Source organism: Streptomyces sp. NPDC059850 (genome assembly GCF_042731515.1).
In the GTDB taxonomy this organism is placed as follows: domain Bacteria; phylum Actinomycetota; class Actinomycetes; order Streptomycetales; family Streptomycetaceae; genus Streptomyces.
Genome location: NZ_JBHWJI010000003.1, coordinates 229,346 through 245,194, shown reverse-complemented (window position 1 = coordinate 245,194; position 15,849 = coordinate 229,346). Strand labels below are relative to the sequence as shown.

General features: G+C 72.5%; 13 protein-coding genes. 4 read left to right on the top strand and 9 right to left on the bottom strand.

Features of this window, described 5'->3' with window-relative positions; translation table 11 throughout:
* Positions 1-84: 84 nt before the first annotated feature.
* The 8 genes from ACFV9T_RS04175 to sigK all read right to left on the bottom strand — a co-directional run bounded on the left by ACFV9T_RS04175 (position 85) and on the right by sigK (position 7,809).
* Entirely contained in the window at positions 85-822 is a 738-nt protein-coding gene (locus ACFV9T_RS04175) for a serine aminopeptidase domain-containing protein (protein ID WP_385436533.1), read from the bottom strand.
* Positions 819-1,646 (bottom strand): DUF1295 domain-containing protein, encoded by an 828-nt coding sequence (locus ACFV9T_RS04170; RefSeq protein WP_385436532.1) that lies wholly within the window; start codon positions 1,644-1,646, stop codon positions 819-821. Before ACFV9T_RS04170 ends, ACFV9T_RS04175 begins: the two co-directional genes overlap by 4 nt.
* Positions 1,643-2,941, bottom strand: a complete 1,299-nt coding sequence (locus ACFV9T_RS04165; RefSeq protein ID WP_385436531.1) for a class I SAM-dependent methyltransferase — start codon at positions 2,939-2,941, stop codon at positions 1,643-1,645. The genes ACFV9T_RS04170 and ACFV9T_RS04165 overlap by 4 nt, the downstream gene beginning before the upstream one ends.
* Positions 2,938-4,275 (bottom strand): class I SAM-dependent methyltransferase, encoded by a 1,338-nt coding sequence (locus ACFV9T_RS04160; protein WP_385436530.1) that lies wholly within the window; start codon positions 4,273-4,275, stop codon positions 2,938-2,940. Before ACFV9T_RS04160 ends, ACFV9T_RS04165 begins: the two co-directional genes overlap by 4 nt.
* On the bottom strand, positions 4,272-5,075 hold the full coding sequence (locus tag ACFV9T_RS04155) for a DUF1365 domain-containing protein (protein WP_385436529.1): 804 nt from the start codon (positions 5,073-5,075) through the stop codon (positions 4,272-4,274). Before ACFV9T_RS04155 ends, ACFV9T_RS04160 begins: the two co-directional genes overlap by 4 nt.
* Entirely contained in the window at positions 5,072-6,340 is a 1,269-nt protein-coding gene (locus tag ACFV9T_RS04150; RefSeq protein WP_385436528.1) for an NAD(P)/FAD-dependent oxidoreductase, read from the bottom strand. The genes ACFV9T_RS04155 and ACFV9T_RS04150 overlap by 4 nt, the downstream gene beginning before the upstream one ends.
* A gap of 135 nt (positions 6,341-6,475) precedes the next feature.
* The gene (locus ACFV9T_RS04145) at positions 6,476-7,225 is read right to left on the bottom strand and encodes an anti-sigma factor domain-containing protein (RefSeq protein ID WP_385436527.1); all 750 of its coding nucleotides are present in this window, start codon (positions 7,223-7,225) and stop codon (positions 6,476-6,478) included.
* Positions 7,222-7,809, bottom strand: a complete 588-nt coding sequence (gene sigK / locus ACFV9T_RS04140) for an ECF RNA polymerase sigma factor SigK (protein WP_385436552.1) — start codon at positions 7,807-7,809, stop codon at positions 7,222-7,224. Before sigK ends, ACFV9T_RS04145 begins: the two co-directional genes overlap by 4 nt.
* Before the next feature lie 263 nt (positions 7,810-8,072).
* On the opposite strand from sigK, the gene ACFV9T_RS04135 reads away from it, so the two are divergent.
* The 4 genes from ACFV9T_RS04135 to ACFV9T_RS04120 all read left to right on the top strand — a co-directional run bounded on the left by ACFV9T_RS04135 (position 8,073) and on the right by ACFV9T_RS04120 (position 12,959).
* Positions 8,073-9,746, top strand: coding sequence for a molybdopterin-dependent oxidoreductase (locus ACFV9T_RS04135; protein WP_385436526.1), 1,674 nt, complete (start codon positions 8,073-8,075; stop codon positions 9,744-9,746).
* 75 nt (positions 9,747-9,821) lie between these two features.
* The gene (locus tag ACFV9T_RS04130) at positions 9,822-10,487 is read left to right on the top strand and encodes a fasciclin domain-containing protein (protein WP_385436525.1); all 666 of its coding nucleotides are present in this window, start codon (positions 9,822-9,824) and stop codon (positions 10,485-10,487) included.
* A 214-nt stretch (positions 10,488-10,701) separates the two neighbouring features.
* A complete protein-coding gene (locus ACFV9T_RS04125; RefSeq protein WP_385436524.1) occupies positions 10,702-11,814 on the top strand; it encodes a PucR family transcriptional regulator in 1,113 nt (370 codons plus the stop codon).
* Between the two features lie 614 nt (positions 11,815-12,428).
* Positions 12,429-12,959 carry a hypothetical protein gene (locus ACFV9T_RS04120; protein ID WP_385436523.1) on the top strand — a complete coding sequence of 177 codons (531 nt, stop codon included), beginning with the start codon at positions 12,429-12,431 and terminating at the stop codon, positions 12,957-12,959.
* 230 nt (positions 12,960-13,189) lie between these two features.
* Here the strand turns inward: ACFV9T_RS04120 and alaS are convergent, their stop codons facing one another.
* Positions 13,190-15,841 (bottom strand): alanine--tRNA ligase, encoded by a 2,652-nt coding sequence (alaS, locus tag ACFV9T_RS04115; RefSeq protein WP_385436522.1) that lies wholly within the window; start codon positions 15,839-15,841, stop codon positions 13,190-13,192.
* Between the last annotated feature and the right edge of the window lie 8 nt (positions 15,842-15,849).

The window sequence follows — 15,849 nt, the reverse complement described above, 5'->3', positions numbered from 1 at the left end:
GGCCGGGTCCGCGTTTCCCCGACCGGACCGCCTGGGTGCCGTCGCCACCGACCACGCCCGGCCCCTCGTCGACGGCGCGTGGATTCATGACCAGGAACGGCCGCTCCGGTGGCGCGACCCGCCGTTCCCGGGGGCGGTATGGGCGGTCCCGTCCAGGATGGCTCCGACCAGGTCCGCGGTGAGCCGGTGCCAGTGGCGGGCGTCGCGGAGCATGGTGTGGCCGCCGTGTGGCATGGCGATCGTGTGGATCTGGGCGCCTGCGTGCCGGGCCCGCTCGGCGAAGAGCCAGGAGTGGTCGGCCCTGGTGATCCGGTCGTGTTCGTCGTGGAGGACGGCGATGGTTTTGCCGTGTAGGTGGGTGACCGGTTCGTCCGGTGGACACCATGGGGCGAGTGCGACGATGCCCAGTACGGAGGGGTGTCCCCCGGCCAGGAGCGCCGCGCGGCCGCCCATGGAGTGGCCGACCAGGACGACCGGCAGGCCGGGGGCGGGTCCGGTGAGTGCGTCGAGGGCGCCTCGGGCGTCGTGTGCGGCGTCGGCGCGTGGTCCGTTCCATCCTCGGCACCGGTAGCGCACGGATGCGAGGACAAGGCCGCTTCGGCCCAGAGAGCGCGATATCGCGGTGCGGAAGGGGCTCATTCGCAGGGCCGGGAGGTTGAGCGGTGGGGGTGGGGCGAGGCCGTCAGCGCGTCCTCCGTGGAGGAGGACCACCGCGGCGCGCGGGGCGGGCGGCAGGGTGTGCACGGTGAGCGGGCGGTGGGGTACGGGCTGGGCGTGGTCGGGGCCCGGTGACGCGGGGCCCACAAGGTCGTCTTCGCTCATCGTTCCGTTCCCCTCCCGGGCGTGCCCCGGTGTGGCGGCAGCGGGAAGAATCCGCTGGTCCGAGCGGTGTACTCGGCGTATCCGGGGCGGTCGGCCAGGTAGTTCTCCAACAGCCGCTGTCCGCTGCCCCGCGTCAACAGGTATGACATCACCAGGGGCGAGACGACCGATACGGCGGCGGGCTGCCAGCTGCCGCAGGCCAGGGTGAACAGGCCCCACCACACGAGGAAGTCGCCGAAGTAGTTCGGGTGCCGGGTCCAGGCCCACAGGCCGCGGTCCATGATCCGCCCCCGGTTCGCGGGGTCCGCCTTGAAGCGGGCTAGCTGAAAGTCACCGGTGGCCTCGAAGAACATCCCGGTCGCCCACAGCGCACCGCCCGCGACGGCTGACGGGCCGAGCGGAACCGCCGTGTACTGGGCGGCCTGGACGGGCAGCGAGACCAGCCAGACCAGCAGCCCCTGGAGCAGGTACACCATGCGCAGGGCGTAGAGGTGGCGGCTTCCGGAGCTTTTGGCCAGCAGCCGTTCGTAGCGCGGGTCCTCGCCGGTTCCGCGGGCACGCCAGGCTATGTGGACGGCGAGCCGCATCCCCCACACCGCCGTCGCCACGGTGACCAGCAGCCTGCGCCCATCGTCTCCGTGACCGGCCGAGAGCGCGTAGGTGGCCAGGGCCACGGCGGTGAACGCCACGCCCCAGGCCACGTCCACCACCCGGTGCGTCCCTGTGACGACGGCGACGGCGAAGGTGGCGAGCATGACGGCCAGGGCCACCGCGGCCGTCACGGCGAGGTTGGTGGCGAAGGGCGGCCACGGGAATCCGCTCACCGGCGGGCCCCTTCCTCGTACCAGCCGAGGGGAGTCGAAGCCGCCATGCCCGAGTCTCCCTCCGGCGTGGGGCGTACGGCGAGGAGCTGGTCCACCCCCATCCGGCGCTCGCCGAAGGCCAGTGCGCTGCCCGCGAGATACAGCCGCCAGACGCGGGCGGTCGGTTCTCCGACCAGTGCCACGAAGCGGTCCCACCGTTCTTCGAGGGTGCGGTGCCATGCGGCGATGGTGCGGGCGTAGTGCTCGCGCAGCGACTCCACCGCCCGTACCTCGAACCCGGCTCCCTCCAGCAGGCCGACGGTCTCGCCGAGCGGGCGCATGTGCATGTCCGGGGCGATGTACGACTCGATGAACGCGCCCCCGCCTGGGGCATCGGCGCCCCGGGACATCTGCTGGATCAGCAGCCGCCCGCGGGGGCGCAGCAGCCCGTGGAGGCGGGCGGCGAAGGCGGGGTATTCGGCGTCGCCGACGTGCTCGCCCATCTCGACGGCGCACACCGCGTCGTATCCGCCACCCGCGAACTCGCGGTAGTGCCGCAGCTGGACGTCGACCAGATCGCCGAGCCCCTGCTCCCGGGCGCGGGCCATCACGTAGTCGCGCTGCTCGCGGGAGAGGGTGACGGCGGTGACCCGGGCCTTGAACTCGGCCGCCGCGTACAGGGACAGCGAGCCCCAGCCGCAGCCGACGTCGAGCAGGCGCGCGCCGGGGGTGAGCGCGAGCTTGCGGCAGATCAGCTCCAGCTTGTCCCGCTGGGCGTCCGCCAGCCCGTACGACGCGTCCTCGGGGCGGGTCCAGTAGGCGCAGGAGTAGGCCATCGACTCGTCCAGCAGCAGGGCGTAGAAGTCGTTGGACAGGTCGTAGTGGTGGCTGATGGCGGCACGGTCCCGGGCGGTGCTGTGCAGGGCGCCGCGCAGCCGGGCCCGCGGCGCGCCGGGCGGGGCGGGCCGAGGCCCCACGGCGCCGAGCCGCACCGCGGCGGTGAACGCCCTGGCCAGGTCGGCGGGGCGCGGGGAGCCGGGGCGCAGCCCGCGCTCCCGTACCGATGCCCATACGCGGCTGAGCCCTTCGGCCAGGTCGCCGTCGATGTCCAGGTCGCCCGCGATGTACGCCTGCGCCAGCCCGAGTTCGTCCGGCTGCCACAGCAGACGGCGCAGCGCGCGGCGGGAGCATACGACGACCACGGGCGCCCCGGGCGGCCCGGCCTCGCTGCCGTCCCAGGCGCGCAGCCGCACCGGCAGGGTTCCCGCGAAGTGGGTTTCGAGTAGCTGGGCGAGCCGGTTCGCGACGGGGGTCACCGGGCACCTCCGTCCTCGGTCAGGGCGACCGGCATCCCGGCGCCGGTCAGCAGCAGTTGGTGTACGTCCAGGTAGCGGGCGCGGAATCCGGCCTCGCAGTAGGCGAGGTAGAACTCCCACATCCGGCGGAACGTCTCGTCGAACCCCAGTTCCGCCAGGTGCCCGGCCCGGCTGGTGAAGCGCTCGCGCCACAGCCGCAGGGTTTCCGCGTAGTGCTCCGCGTAGGCGTCCGCCCGCGCGATCCGCAGCCCGGTGTCCGCCGCGACCTGCTCGATCGCCCGTACGGAGGGGATGATCCCGCCAGGGAAGACGTACTTGTGGATCCAGGTGTAGTCGCCACGGGTGGCGAGCATCCGGTCGTGCGCGATGGTGATCGCCTGGAGCGCGATCCGCCCGCCGGGGGCGAGCAGACGGTGCAGATGGCGGAAGTAGACGGGCCAGTACTCCTCGCCGACGGCCTCGATCATCTCCACGCTGACCACGGCGTCGTACGAGCCGTCCACTTCCCGGTAGTCGCACAGCCGGACCGAGACCCGGTCCGCGTGGCCCGCCTCCGCGATGCGCCGGACGGCCAGATCACGTTGCTCCCGGGACAGCGTCACGGTGACCACCCTGGCTCCGCGTGCGGCTGCCCGCAGGGCCAGTTCGCCCCAGCCGGTGCCGATCTCCAGCAGGCGCGTATCCGGGCCGACGTCCGCGAGGTCCAGCAGTCTGTCGATCTTGCGGCGCTGCGCCCCGGCCAGGTCGTCCCGGTTCGCGGGGAGGTTGCGGAAGATCGCCGAGGAGTAGGTCATGGTGGCGTCGAGGAAGAGCGCGAAGAGGTCGTTGGACAGGTCGTAGTGGCGGTGGATGTTCTCCCTCGCGCCCTGGAGCGTGTTGCGCTCCGTGCCCGGCTGCCGCTGTGCCCATCTTCCGCGTAGCCGCTGCAACGGCGCGGGGACCAGGTCCGTGACGTGGGCGGCGAGGACGGTCAGCACGCCCACCAGGTCGTCGGCGTCCCACTCCCCGGCCATACGGGATTCCCCGAAGCCGATGAGCCCGTCGGCGCCGATCCGGCGGAAGAACGCGTGCGGGTCACGTATCCGCAGCACCGGACCCGCGGAGCCGGTGACCGGGCCGTCGCCCCACTGCACCCGGAGCGGCAGCCGGGCGAACGCCCGCCGCACGATCAGCCTGGCGATGGCCGCGCGGGTCCGCGAAAGGCGCGGCGCCCGCGCCACATCCGGCCATCGGGACGCGTCGACCGGCGCGGGGTGGGGGAGCGCGTGTGCGCGGTGGCGGACGGCATCGGCGGTGTCGACAGCGCTGGCGGTGCTCGGGGCGGAGGTGGTCACGAAATCTCCTGATCACGGGGACGGGACGGGGTCTGTGGACGGTGGCGGGGGCGGGGCTGGATCGGCAGGCGGCGCAGGAAGAGGCGGATGCCATGCCGACGTATCCCGGCGGACACCGCCGCCGTCGACCACGGGTGCCGCACCGCGGCGGCCAGCAGCGACCGGACGGTGGCCGGTCTGCGGGTGCCGCGCACGGTCGCGGTGAACGGCCGCGTCCCGCCGCGCCGCAGGGACACCGTCAGGTCCAGCCGCTCGCCCGGTTCCGGCAGCCGCATCCGGTAGGCGCCGTCGACCGGGAAGAACGGCGAGACGTAGAACTCCTTAGGCACCTCGGCACACCCGTGCTCGTCGGTGTGCAGCAGGTAGCAGTGGCGTTCGCCGTAGGTGTTGTGGACCTCCGCCACGACACAGGCCGGTGTGCCGTCCCGCCGGTAGCACCAGTACAGGGTGAGCGGGTTGAATACATGCCCCAGGACCCGGGCGTGTGCCAGCATCACCACCCGCCCGCCGTCGAGGTGCACCCCGCGGTCGGCCAGGAAGGCGTCCAGGCCCTGGCGGATGGTGGCTCCAGTGGCCCCAGTAGCTCCAGCGGCCCCGGTGGCTCCGTCGAAGTGGTCAGCGGCGTCGAAGCGGGCCAGGAAGCGCAGCGCGCGGGGCAGTGCCGGCATGGTGTCCAGGTCGACCAGCCACAGGTAGGTACGGTGCCGGAAGGTGTGCCGCAGCGGTGCGGTGCGGGCATGGCCGACCACGCACTCGTAGAGCGCGGGTGCCCGCGGCCCCGGCGCCGGTACGGACGTCACCAGCGCACTCCCAGCGCGGCCGCCGCCTCGACCCCGGACCGGCAGCCGTCCTCGTGGAAGCCCCAGCCGTGGTAGGCGCCCGCGTAGGCGGTGACGGCGGTGTTCAGGTCCGGCAGCCGCTGCTGGGCGGCGACCGATTCGGGGGTGTAGACGGGGTGTTCGTAGACCATCCGGGCCAGCACCTTCGACTCCTCGACCAGTCCGTCGGCGTTGAGGGAGACGATGAAGTCCTCGGCGGCGTCCAGCCGTTGCAGACGGTTCATGTGGTAGTTGACCTGCACCTTGTCGGCGGGGGCGTGGCAGGCGGGCATCCGGAGGTTCCACGATCCACGGGCCGCCCGCGCGGGCGGCAGCACCGTGGTGTCGGTGTGCAGCACGGTGGGGTTGCGCGAGTACGGGAAGGCGCCGAGCACCCGCCGTTCGTCCTCGGTGGGATCGGCGAGCAGCCGCAGTGCCTGATCGGGGTGAACCGCAAGCACCACCGCGTCGTACTCCTCGGTGGTGGCGTCCCTCGTCACCACCTCGGCGCGGTCGGCGAAACGGCGCACCGCCGCGACGGGGGTGCCCGCACGGACGGAGGTGAGCTGCTTGACGACCCGGTCGACGTACTCCGCCGAGCCGCCCGTCACCGTCTTCCAGCGCGGCGATCCCGTGACCGACAGCAGCCCGTGGTGGTCCAGGAACCGGAACAGATACGCGGCCGGATACCGCATCGCCGTCTCGGCGGCGCACGACCACACCGCGGAGACCAGCGGGGTGACGAAGTGCGTCACGAAGTAGTCCGAGAAGCCGCCTTCGGTCAGGAACCGCCGCAGGGTGAGTGCATCCCCCGGGTCCGCCGCGAGCGTGGTGCGGGCGGCGCGGTGGAAGGCGGGGATCTCGGTCAGCATCCGCAGATAACGCCCGCTCAGCGCGTTGCTCGGCCGGGCGAAGAGCCCGGTGGCTCCCCGCGCGCCCGCGTACTGGAGCCCGCAGCCGTCGCACCGGACCGACATGCTCATCTCCGCGTCCTGCGTGGCCACGCCCAGCTCCCGGAAGAGCCGCAGCAGCCACGGGTAGGTCCGCCCGTTGTGGACGATGAACCCGCTGTCCACGCGCACCGGGCGGCCGTCCCGCCCGGCCAGGTCATGCGTATGGGCATGTCCGCCGAGCCGGTCGTCGGCCTCGTACAGCGTCACCTCGTACGCCCGTCTCAGGACGTACGCGGCGGTCAGGCCCGCTACGCCGCTACCCACCACAGCCACTCGTCGCTGCTCCACAGCCATGGCCTCCTCACCCTCATCCCCGGGCGCACACGCGGCGCCTGCTGGTCCGATCTCCAGGGGTTCGGGGGCGAGGGCGGAGCGGATTGGTCGGGAAACGGAGCGGTCTGCGGGCCCGCGTGTCCGCAGGCCCGCAGGTCACAGAGGCACGACGGCCAGCGGCGCACTGGTCGGCTTGGCGGAACCCCCCTTCGGTTCCGCCGTGACGCCGACACCGTCCGCCCCGTGCGGGCCGCCGGTGAGGAACACCGCGCCCGTGGCCCGGCCGGGTTCGAGGAGCCCGGCGGGGACCATCGCGCCGTCGCGGCTGTACCACAGCTCGTAGACGCCGGCCTTTCGCAGCGTCGGCAGGCCGTGGTAGACGAACGCCGCCCGGCCCAGCCGCCGGGAGACGACCACCGTGCCGTTGCCGCCGCCCTTGAGCGCGGTGGAACGGAAGGTGGCGTCCGGCGCCGCCATCAGCGCGCTCAGCCCGTCCGCCCGGCGCTCGGCACGGTCGGTCCGGGCCCGCTGCCCGTCGGCGTCGTGCCGGGCGTCCAGGACCAGGCCGCCCGCCACCACCGTCAGTGCCAGACAGGCCGCGGTCACCAGATACGGCATCCGCAGCCACCGACGCCGGGCCGCCAGGGACACCACCGGCGCCTTGCGGACCTCCGGCGGAAGCTGCCGGACCTCGGGCAGCGCCGCCATCACCTTCGCCCGGAGCCGGGCGGGCGGTTCCTCCGCGACCGCCCGCGCCAGCCGGGCCGCGGTCGCCCGCAGCTCCCGGACCTCCTGCGCGCAGGTGTCGCACCCGGCCAGATGGCGTTCGAAATCCGCCGCCTCGCGCCCGGTCAGCGCGTCGAGCGCGTAGGCGCCCGTCAGCGTGTGCAGATCCTCCGTGGTCATGACGGCACCCCCAGGCAGTCGCGAAGACGGATCAGCCCGTCCCGCAGCCGTGTCTTGACGGTCCCCAGCGCCGCCCCCAGCAGCTCGGCGGTCTCCCGGTACGTGTAGCCGCGGTAGTAGGCGAGCGTCACGGACTCCCGCTGCAACTCGGTGAGCTGATCCAGACAGCGGCGGACCTGCTCACGCTCCAGGCGCCGCTCCACCCGCTCGCTGACCTCGTCGAACAGGGGGCTGTAGTCCCGGGCCGCGACCTTGTGCTCGCGGTCCGTCGCGGCCTGCGCGGAGCGCACCCGGTCCACGGCACGTCTGTGCGCCAGCGTGATGATCCACGTCATGGCGCTGCCGAGGTCCGGGTCGAACCGGGCGGCGTAACGCCAGACGTCGATGAGAGCCTCCTGCGCCACCTCCTCCGACTGGGCCGGGTCGCGCACCACCTTGCGCACGAGGCCCAGGACCGCGCCGGCCACCATCGAGTACACCGTCTCGAACGCCTCTTCGTCGCCCCGCGCTACCCGTTCGAGCAACGACTCCAGCGCACCGGGACCCGGTGCCGCCGATCGGTCGCCGCGTGCCGCTACACGCATGGACACCTCCGGATTGTGGGTCTGATCAGCAAGTGCTTCGGCGCCGGGCGCGCAGCGGATTGGTCGGGCCGGACCATCGTGCACTTCGCCTCCGTAGATCATTTCCGCGGGGCCTCATCCGCGTCATTCCGTAGGTAATTCGGGAGCGTTTTCGGATGGGCTGGAGCCGAAATACTTCGGAGTTACCGGTCCCTTGGATTGGTGGGGGAATTTCTTTTCCCTCGAAGGGGTGAGGAACCAATCCGCGCTGGTCACGGCTCCGGATGTGTCGTGTGAGCGATGAACTGACGACATCAAGGCGCCGGAAAGTGCTGCGGTTTGCCGGGCTGGGCCCGTTGAGCGGTCTGCTGGCGGGCTACGCCGCGCTCACGGTGGCCGAGCTGGTGTCGGCCGGGGTGCGTCCCGAGGCGGGCCCGGTGGTCGCGGTGGGTGGCGCGGCGATCGACCAGACCCCGTCCTCGGTGAAGGACTGGGCGATCCGCCACTTCGGTACGGACGACAAGCTCGTACTCCAGCTGGGCATCCTCGCCGTACTCACCCTCCTCGCGATCGCCCTCGGAGCCGTGGCCGCTCGCCATCGGCGCACCGGCGCGGCCGGGGTCCTGCTGTTCGGTCTCGTCGGCGCGCTGGCGGCGACCGGCCGGCCCGACTCCACGAGCGCCACCGACGCGCTGCCGTCGGTGGCCGGCGCCGTGGCGGGCGCGGCGCTCCTCCACTGGCTGGCCGGACGCCTGCCCCCTTGCGGCCGTCTGGCCACTGCCCGGGGGCCCGTACGAGAGCGCGACGCGACGGACACCGGCCCGGCGGCGCCGATCGATTCCCCCGCCGGTGCAGACGACCGGCCGGGATGGGACCGGCGCGGCTTCGTCATCGCCGCGACCGCCGCCGCGGCCGCGTCGACGGGAGCGGGCGCGCTGGGCCGCTCACTCAACGCCGCACACGGCCGGAACGCGATCGCCTCCCGCAACCGGATCGTCCTGCCCGCCGCCGCCTCGGCGGCGGCGCCCATACCCAAGCGCGCCGTGCTCCGCATCAAGGGCATCAGCCCGTTCATCACGCCCAACCACGACTTCTACCGGGTCGACACCGCCCTGGTCGTGCCCCGGGTCGACGCCACCTCCTGGAGCCTGCGCATCCACGGCAGGGGCGTCACCCGCGAGATGACGCTCTCCTATCAGGACCTGCTGCGGATGCCCCTGATCGAGCGCGACATCACCTTGACCTGTGTCTCGAACGAGGTCGGCGGACCGTACGCGGGCAACGCCCGATGGATCGGGGTACGCCTGGCCGATCTGCTGACCGCATGCGGCGTGGAACCCCCGTCCAAGGGCGGCCCGGCCGACCAACTGGTGGCGAGGTCGGTGGACGGGATGACGATCGGCACCCCGGTCGACGACGTGATGGACGGCCGCGACGCGCTGCTCGCCCTCGGGATGAACGGAGAGCCGCTGCCGTTCGCGCACGGCTTCCCGGCGCGGATGGTGGTGCCGGGCCTGTACGGGTTCGTCTCCGCCTGTAAGTGGATCAAGGAACTCGAACTGACGACGTTCGACGACTACGACCCGTACTGGGTGAAGCGGAACTGGGCGCGCCGGGCGCCGGTCAAGACCGAGTCGCGGATCGACACCCCCAAGCCCTTCGCGCGCCCCAAGTCCGGCCCGGTGATGGTCGCCGGGGTGGCCTGGGCCCAGCACCGCGGGATCGACAAGGTCGAGGTCCGGGTGGACGACGGACCTTGGCGCGAGGCCGATCTGGCCGCGGAGGACACCCGGGACACCTGGCGCCAGTGGTCCTTCCCCTGGCAGGCCACCCCCGGCGGCCACACCCTCACCGTCCGCGCCACCGACCGCACGGGCCGCACCCAGACCCAGAAGCGGACCCGCACCATCCCCGACGGCGCCAGCGGGTGGCATTCGGTGGTGGTCACCGTCGACTGACCAGCCCTTCCCCTTTCCCCGTCGCGACTTCCCTGTCGCGACTCCGCACCACACCAACGAACACAAGGAGCAGACATGAACACCACCTCCCGCCGCACCCGCCGCGCATCCCTGGTTCTGGCCACGGCCGCGCTGCTGCCGCTGGCCCTGACGGCCTGCTCGGGCAGCGACAGCGACGACAGCGCCTCCGGCTCGAAGTCCTCGAACTCCTCGGCGCCGTCGGCCAAGGAGAGCAAGACCGCCTCGGACGACATGGCCACCATGGCCAAGCCGTTCGGCCCGGCCTGCGCGTCGGTGCCCAAGAACGGGGCCGGTTCCTTCGACGGCATGGCCAAGGACCCCGTCGCCACCGCCGCTTCCCACAACCCCGCCCTCTCGACGCTCGTCACCGCGGTCAAGAAGGCGGGTCTGGTCGACACGCTCAACAACGCCGAGAACATCACGGTGTTCGCACCGACCAACGACGCCTTCGACAAGATCCCCAAGGCCGACCTGGACAAGGTCCTGAACGACAAGGCCCAGCTGACGAAGATCCTCACGCACCATGTCGTGGGCAAGAAGCTCGCCCCGAAGGACCTGGCCAACGGCTCCTTCCCGACCCTGGAGAAGTCCAAGCTGACCACCTCGGGATCCGGTGAGTCCTACCAGGTCAACGACTCCGCGAACGTGGTCTGCGGCAACGTGAAGACCGCCAACGCCAACGTCTACATCATCGACAGCGTGCTGATGCCCAAGCAGTAACAGCCGACGCCAACGGGGGTCGGTCCCTCCCCGATTCCGGCCGACCCCCACGGCGACGCGCCTCCGTAGCATGTGGCATCAACGTTCCGCAGGGCCGACGGCCCGCCCACCCCCAGATGGAAGGCGGTACCGTCGCCGAGGCATTCACCCTGGGCTCCTGGCGGGTGATCGCACTGGACACGGGCGGAACCCACGGACCACAGGGAGCGGACCGATGAGACAGGACCGGATGCCCGCCGACTTCCTCGGTGGCTACGCGCGGATGCTCGTCGACGTCTCCGATACCGGTCGGCTGCTGCGCCGCTCCGAGCTGGACGAGCTGCGCGAGCTGGGGGAGAGGGCGGCCGAGGCCGGATACGGACTGCGGCAACTGATCACGCTGTACCTGGGCGAGACCCGCAGGCTGTGGGGTTCGCTGCCCGGTGCGGTCCGGGCGTCCGACGCGGCAGCGAGGGTCCGTACCGCCGACGCGTTGCTCGGCGCCGTGGACACCGCCGTCGCCGCCCTCGGCGAGGGGCACGAGCGGGCGCAGCGCCTGGCGGTGCGGCAGGAGGAGGCAGCACGCCGGGAGTTCGTCGACGATCTGCTGTACGGGCGCAGCGACCTGGGGCGGTTGGCCGAGCGGGCGGAGCGGTTCGGACTGCGGCTGGCGGGGAGTCACGCCGTGGCGGTCGCGGAAGGGGAGGAGCCGTACGACGTCGTCCATCCGGTCGTGCGCCGGGTCGAGCGGGAGGTGATCGCCCGGTTCGGTGAGCACGATGTGCTGCTGACGACGAAGGACGGGCGGCTGGTGTGCGTCGCGGCCGGCGGTGAGCGTGAGCGCGCGATCCTGGACGCCTTCGTCGGCTGGGTGCAAGGGCCCGGCAGCGGGCCGGCAGGGGCACGGCGGGTGGCCGTCGGCCGTGAGCACGTCGGGGCCGGTGGCGTGGTGCGAAGTTACGAGGAGGCTCTGGACGCCCTGGGGCTCGCCGACCGTCTTGAGCTGCCCGGTCCCGTTCTGCGCGCCGCCGACCTGCTGGTCTTTCCGGTGCTCCTGCGGGACCGTGCTGCCATGTCCGACCTGGTGCGCACGGTGCTCGGCCCGCTCACCCGGGCCCGGGGCGGGGCCGGGCCGCTCCTGGAGACGCTCACCGCGTGCGCGGCGGCGGCCTACGTCAACGCCGAGGCGGCCAGACGGCTGAGCATCGGCGTCCGCACGCTCTCCTACCGGCTGGCGCGCATCAAGGACCTGACCGGTTACGACCCGGGCGACGCGTTGCAGCGCTTCACCCTGGAGACGGCGGCCATGGGGGCCCGGCTGCTGGGGTGGCCGTCGAACCCGCTGTAGGTGCCGCCCGGCCCGTTCGGCCCGTTCGGTTCCGGCGTTTCCAGGCCGTCAGGAACGCGTAAAGATTGCCGGGTTCCGGCAATGCGCGGATCGGAGCCGCGGTGCCACGATGAGCCCGCACCGAGTCGGGGAGACGGGAAGACGGGGCATCGGGGGAGGCGCTGTGGCCGAGTTCTTGCGTACCGCGCCTGGGCTGCTCGCCGTCCTGTTCAGCGTCGCGCTCCTCGTCGTTGCCGGATACCGGCTGGTGCAGTGGACCGGCGGTGTCGGCGTCGGGGCTCGCGGGGGAGACGGAGTCCGCGCCGACACCGCCGGTACGCCGTTCACCGCGGTGGTCGTGTCGGGTATCGCGCTGGCCTGGGTTGTCGCGCTCGCCGGGGACGCGCTGTCCGACCGGCACTGGCTGCGCGTCGCCGTGCTGCCGGCGGTGGCGGGGGCGGGCTGGGTCGGCGTCAGGCTGCAACGGCGGTTGAACCACCGCCTCCAGCCCGCCGGGCACGTCCGCGAACAGGTGGTGAGCCGTCGCCCTCGGACCGCCTTCCCGAGGTGCGGGGCCCCGTGGGAAGACCCGCGGACCGGCGCCGCGCAGGCGAACACACGACCGGCGGGGAGTCATGACGGAGTACCTGGGCCCACTGGAACTGGTCGGGGACCGCTGGATCATCGGCGGCCCGATGCGGGAGGGCGGCTCGTGCCTGGTCCTCACCCCCGAGGGCATGGAGCACCATCAGCCCGGAGGGCCGGAACCACTCTCCATCATCCCGTGGGCCAGGTTCATGGAGCTGCACATCCGAGCCACCTATAAGGCGTGGCAAGCCACCCGCACCATGGGCGTGCTGGGCGTGCTCGGCGGCGGCCACCATATGGATACCGGCCCCAGCGGCTGCTCCGTGGGCGGGCTCGTCCGCCATCCGTACGAGCCCTGGTCGGTGAACTACACCCATCACGAGCGCCCCTACTTGGGTAACCATGTCTACCTGGTGAAAGAGCTGTTCCGGAAGACGTCCGAAGCGAGGGCGCTGCACCGTCTGGGGGACCCGGAGTGGCTGGGAGCGGCTGTCGCCCGGCTGGCGCCATTGTCCATGTGCTGGGCCCTCTCGCTGAATCGCCAAGTGAGGGAGATCATCGAAGACCTCGGCACCTGAGGAGACTCCGGACCGCCGACCCCGGCACACGCTGCTCCCGTGCAGCTTGCCTGGTATATGCCGCCGCATCCGCGGTCAGCAACATGCCCCGCGATGCGCTCGTGCTGTGCGGCACGCGGGCCGGTTGGGGCTCGGCGGGAGTACAACCGGGCCGCCACCCATGGGATGCCACCACAGGTGGCCGGGTCCGCGTACCCCCGACCGGACGCGGACCCGCACACCCGCCCGAATCAGGCCCCGGTGATCAGGCCGGGCACGGCCGCGAGCGTCTCCGCCAGCCGCCCGGCGGGCAGGCCGCCGCCCTGCGCCAGGTCCGGCGAGCCTCCGCCCCGGCCGTCCAGAAGCCGCTTCACCAGGGCGGAGGCGTCCTGCGCGGCGGCCCGTGCGGCCGGGTTGACGGCCACGACGACGACCGCGGTGCCGCCGGACACCGTGCCGACCGCCGCCACGCCGGGGCGGTCCGACGGCAGCAAATCCCGTACGGCGGTCGCGAGCGCCCTGGCCGCGTCGGCGCCCTCGTCGGCCGTCGCGGTGGCGATCAGTAGCCCGTGCGCGTCCTCGGCTCGGGCGGCGATGTCGGCGGCCCGTGCCTGGGTGGCCCGCTGCCGGAGCCTCTGGTTCTCCCGGTCGGCGGACTTCAGCCGGTCGAGCAACCCGGCGATGCGGCCCGGGAGTTCGGCGTGTGGCGCCTGGAGTTGCTCGGCGATCCGGGACACCAGATCGCGTTCGCGGGCCAGGTAGCCGAAGCCTTCGACGCCGACCGCCGCCTCCAGCCGGCGCATGCCCGCGCCGACCGACGACTCCGAGGTCAGCGCGACCACACCGATCTGTGCGGCACGCTCGACGTGGGTGCCGCCGCACAGCTCGCGAGACCAGGTGCCGCCGATTTCGACGACCCGGACCTTCTCGCCGTACGTCTCGTCGAAGAGGGCGAGCGCGCCGAGTTTCTTCGCCTCCGGCAGGGTCATCCAGCGCACGCCGACGGGCAGGTCGCGGCGCAGGGCCTGGTTGGCGGCCTCCTCGATCTCGCTGCGGGCGGTGGCGGACAGCCCGCCGCGCCAGGGGAAGTCGAGGCGGAGGTGGCCGGGGCGGTTGTAGGAGCCGGACTGCAGGGCGGTGGGGCCGAGGATCTGGCGCAGGGCGGCGTGCAGGACGTGGGTGCCGGAGTGGGCCTGGCGGGCGCCGAGCCGCCACTCGGGGTCGACGGCCGCGTGGACCGCGTCACCGACGGCGAGTTCACCGGCGGTGACACGGACCTGGTGGGCCACCAGACCGGGCAACGGGCGCTGTACGTCGAGGACTTCGGCTTCCACGGACGTACCGGAGAGGCTTCCGGCGTCGCTGTCCTGGCCGCCGGACTCGGCGTAGAACGGGGTGCGGTCCAGGACGACGGTGACGATCTCGCCTTCGTGTGCCACCGGTACCGGACCGGAGGCGCACAGCAGGGCGAGGACACGGGAGTCGGTGGTCAGGGTGGACCAGGCCCGCCAGTCGGTGGGGCCGTGCTCGTCGAGCACCGGGCGCAGGGCCGAGGTGTCCGTACCGCCGGACTTGCGCGCGCGGGCGTCGGCACGGGCGCGTTCGCGCTGCTCGCGCATCAGCGCCGTAAAACCGTCGCGGTCGACCTCGACGCCCTGCTCGGCGGCCATCTCCAGGGTGAGGTCGATGGGGAATCCGTAGGTGTCGTGGAGGAGGAACGCCTGTGCGCCGGGCAGTTGGTGCCCGCCGTCCGCCTTGACCTGGGCGACCGCCGTGTCCAGGACGGTCGTGCCCTGCCGGAGGGTGGCGCGGAAGGCGTCCTCCTCGCCGGCCGCCTGGTCGGCGATCCGGTCGTAGACTTCCGCGACCTCCGGATAGCTGGGCGCCATGCAGTCCCGGGCGACGGCGAGCAGATCGGGCAATACCGGGTCTCCGTAGCCGAGTTGACGCATCGAACGGACCGACCGGCGCAGGATGCGCCGCAGGACGTAGCCGCGGCCCTCGTTGCCGGGGGCGGCGCTGTCGGCGAGCAGCATCAGGGCGGTACGGACGTGGTCGGCGACCACCCGCAGGCGTACGTCCGCCTCGGGCTCCGCGCCGTAGCGGACACCGGCCAGCGCGGCCGCCCGGTCGAGGATCGGGCGGGTCTCGTCGATCTCGTAGAGGTTGTCGACGCCCTGGAGGAGGGTGGCCATGCGCTCCAGGCCCATGCCGGTGTCGATGTTGCGGCGGGGGAGGTCGCCGAGGATCGGATAGCCGGACTTGCCGGACCCCTCGCCGCGCTCGTACTGCATGAAGACGAGGTTCCAGAACTCCATGTAGCGATCCTCGTCGACCGCCGGGCCGCCCGCCCGGCCGAACCGCGGGCCCCGGTCGTAGTACAGCTCCGAGCAGGGGCCGCACGGGCCGGGCACCCCCATGGACCAGTAGTTGTCCTCGTCGCCGCGCGCCACGATCCGCTCGTCGGGCAGACCGGCGATACGTCGCCACAGGCCGCGCGCCTCGTCGTCGGTGTGGTGCACGGTCACCCAGATCTTCGCCGGGTCCAGCCCGTAACCGCCGTCCGCGGCGGAGGCGGTGGACAGCTCCCAGGCGAAGGCGATCGCCTCTTCCTTGAAGTAGTCGCCGAAGGAGAAGTTGCCGTTCATCTGGAAGAAGGAGCCGTGCCGGGTGGTGCGGCCGACCTCCTCGATGTCCAGGGTGCGCACGCACTTCTGCACGCTCGTCGCGCGCGGCCAGGGAGCCTGTGCCTCGCCGGTCAGATACGGCTTGAAGGGGACCATGCCCGCGTTGACGAACAGCAGGGTTGGGTCGGGGGTCGGCAGCGGGGCGCTGGGGACGACGGTGTGTCCGCGCTCGGCGAAGAGGTCGAGGAAGCGGCGGCGGATCTCGGCGGTGCGCAAGAGGGGGC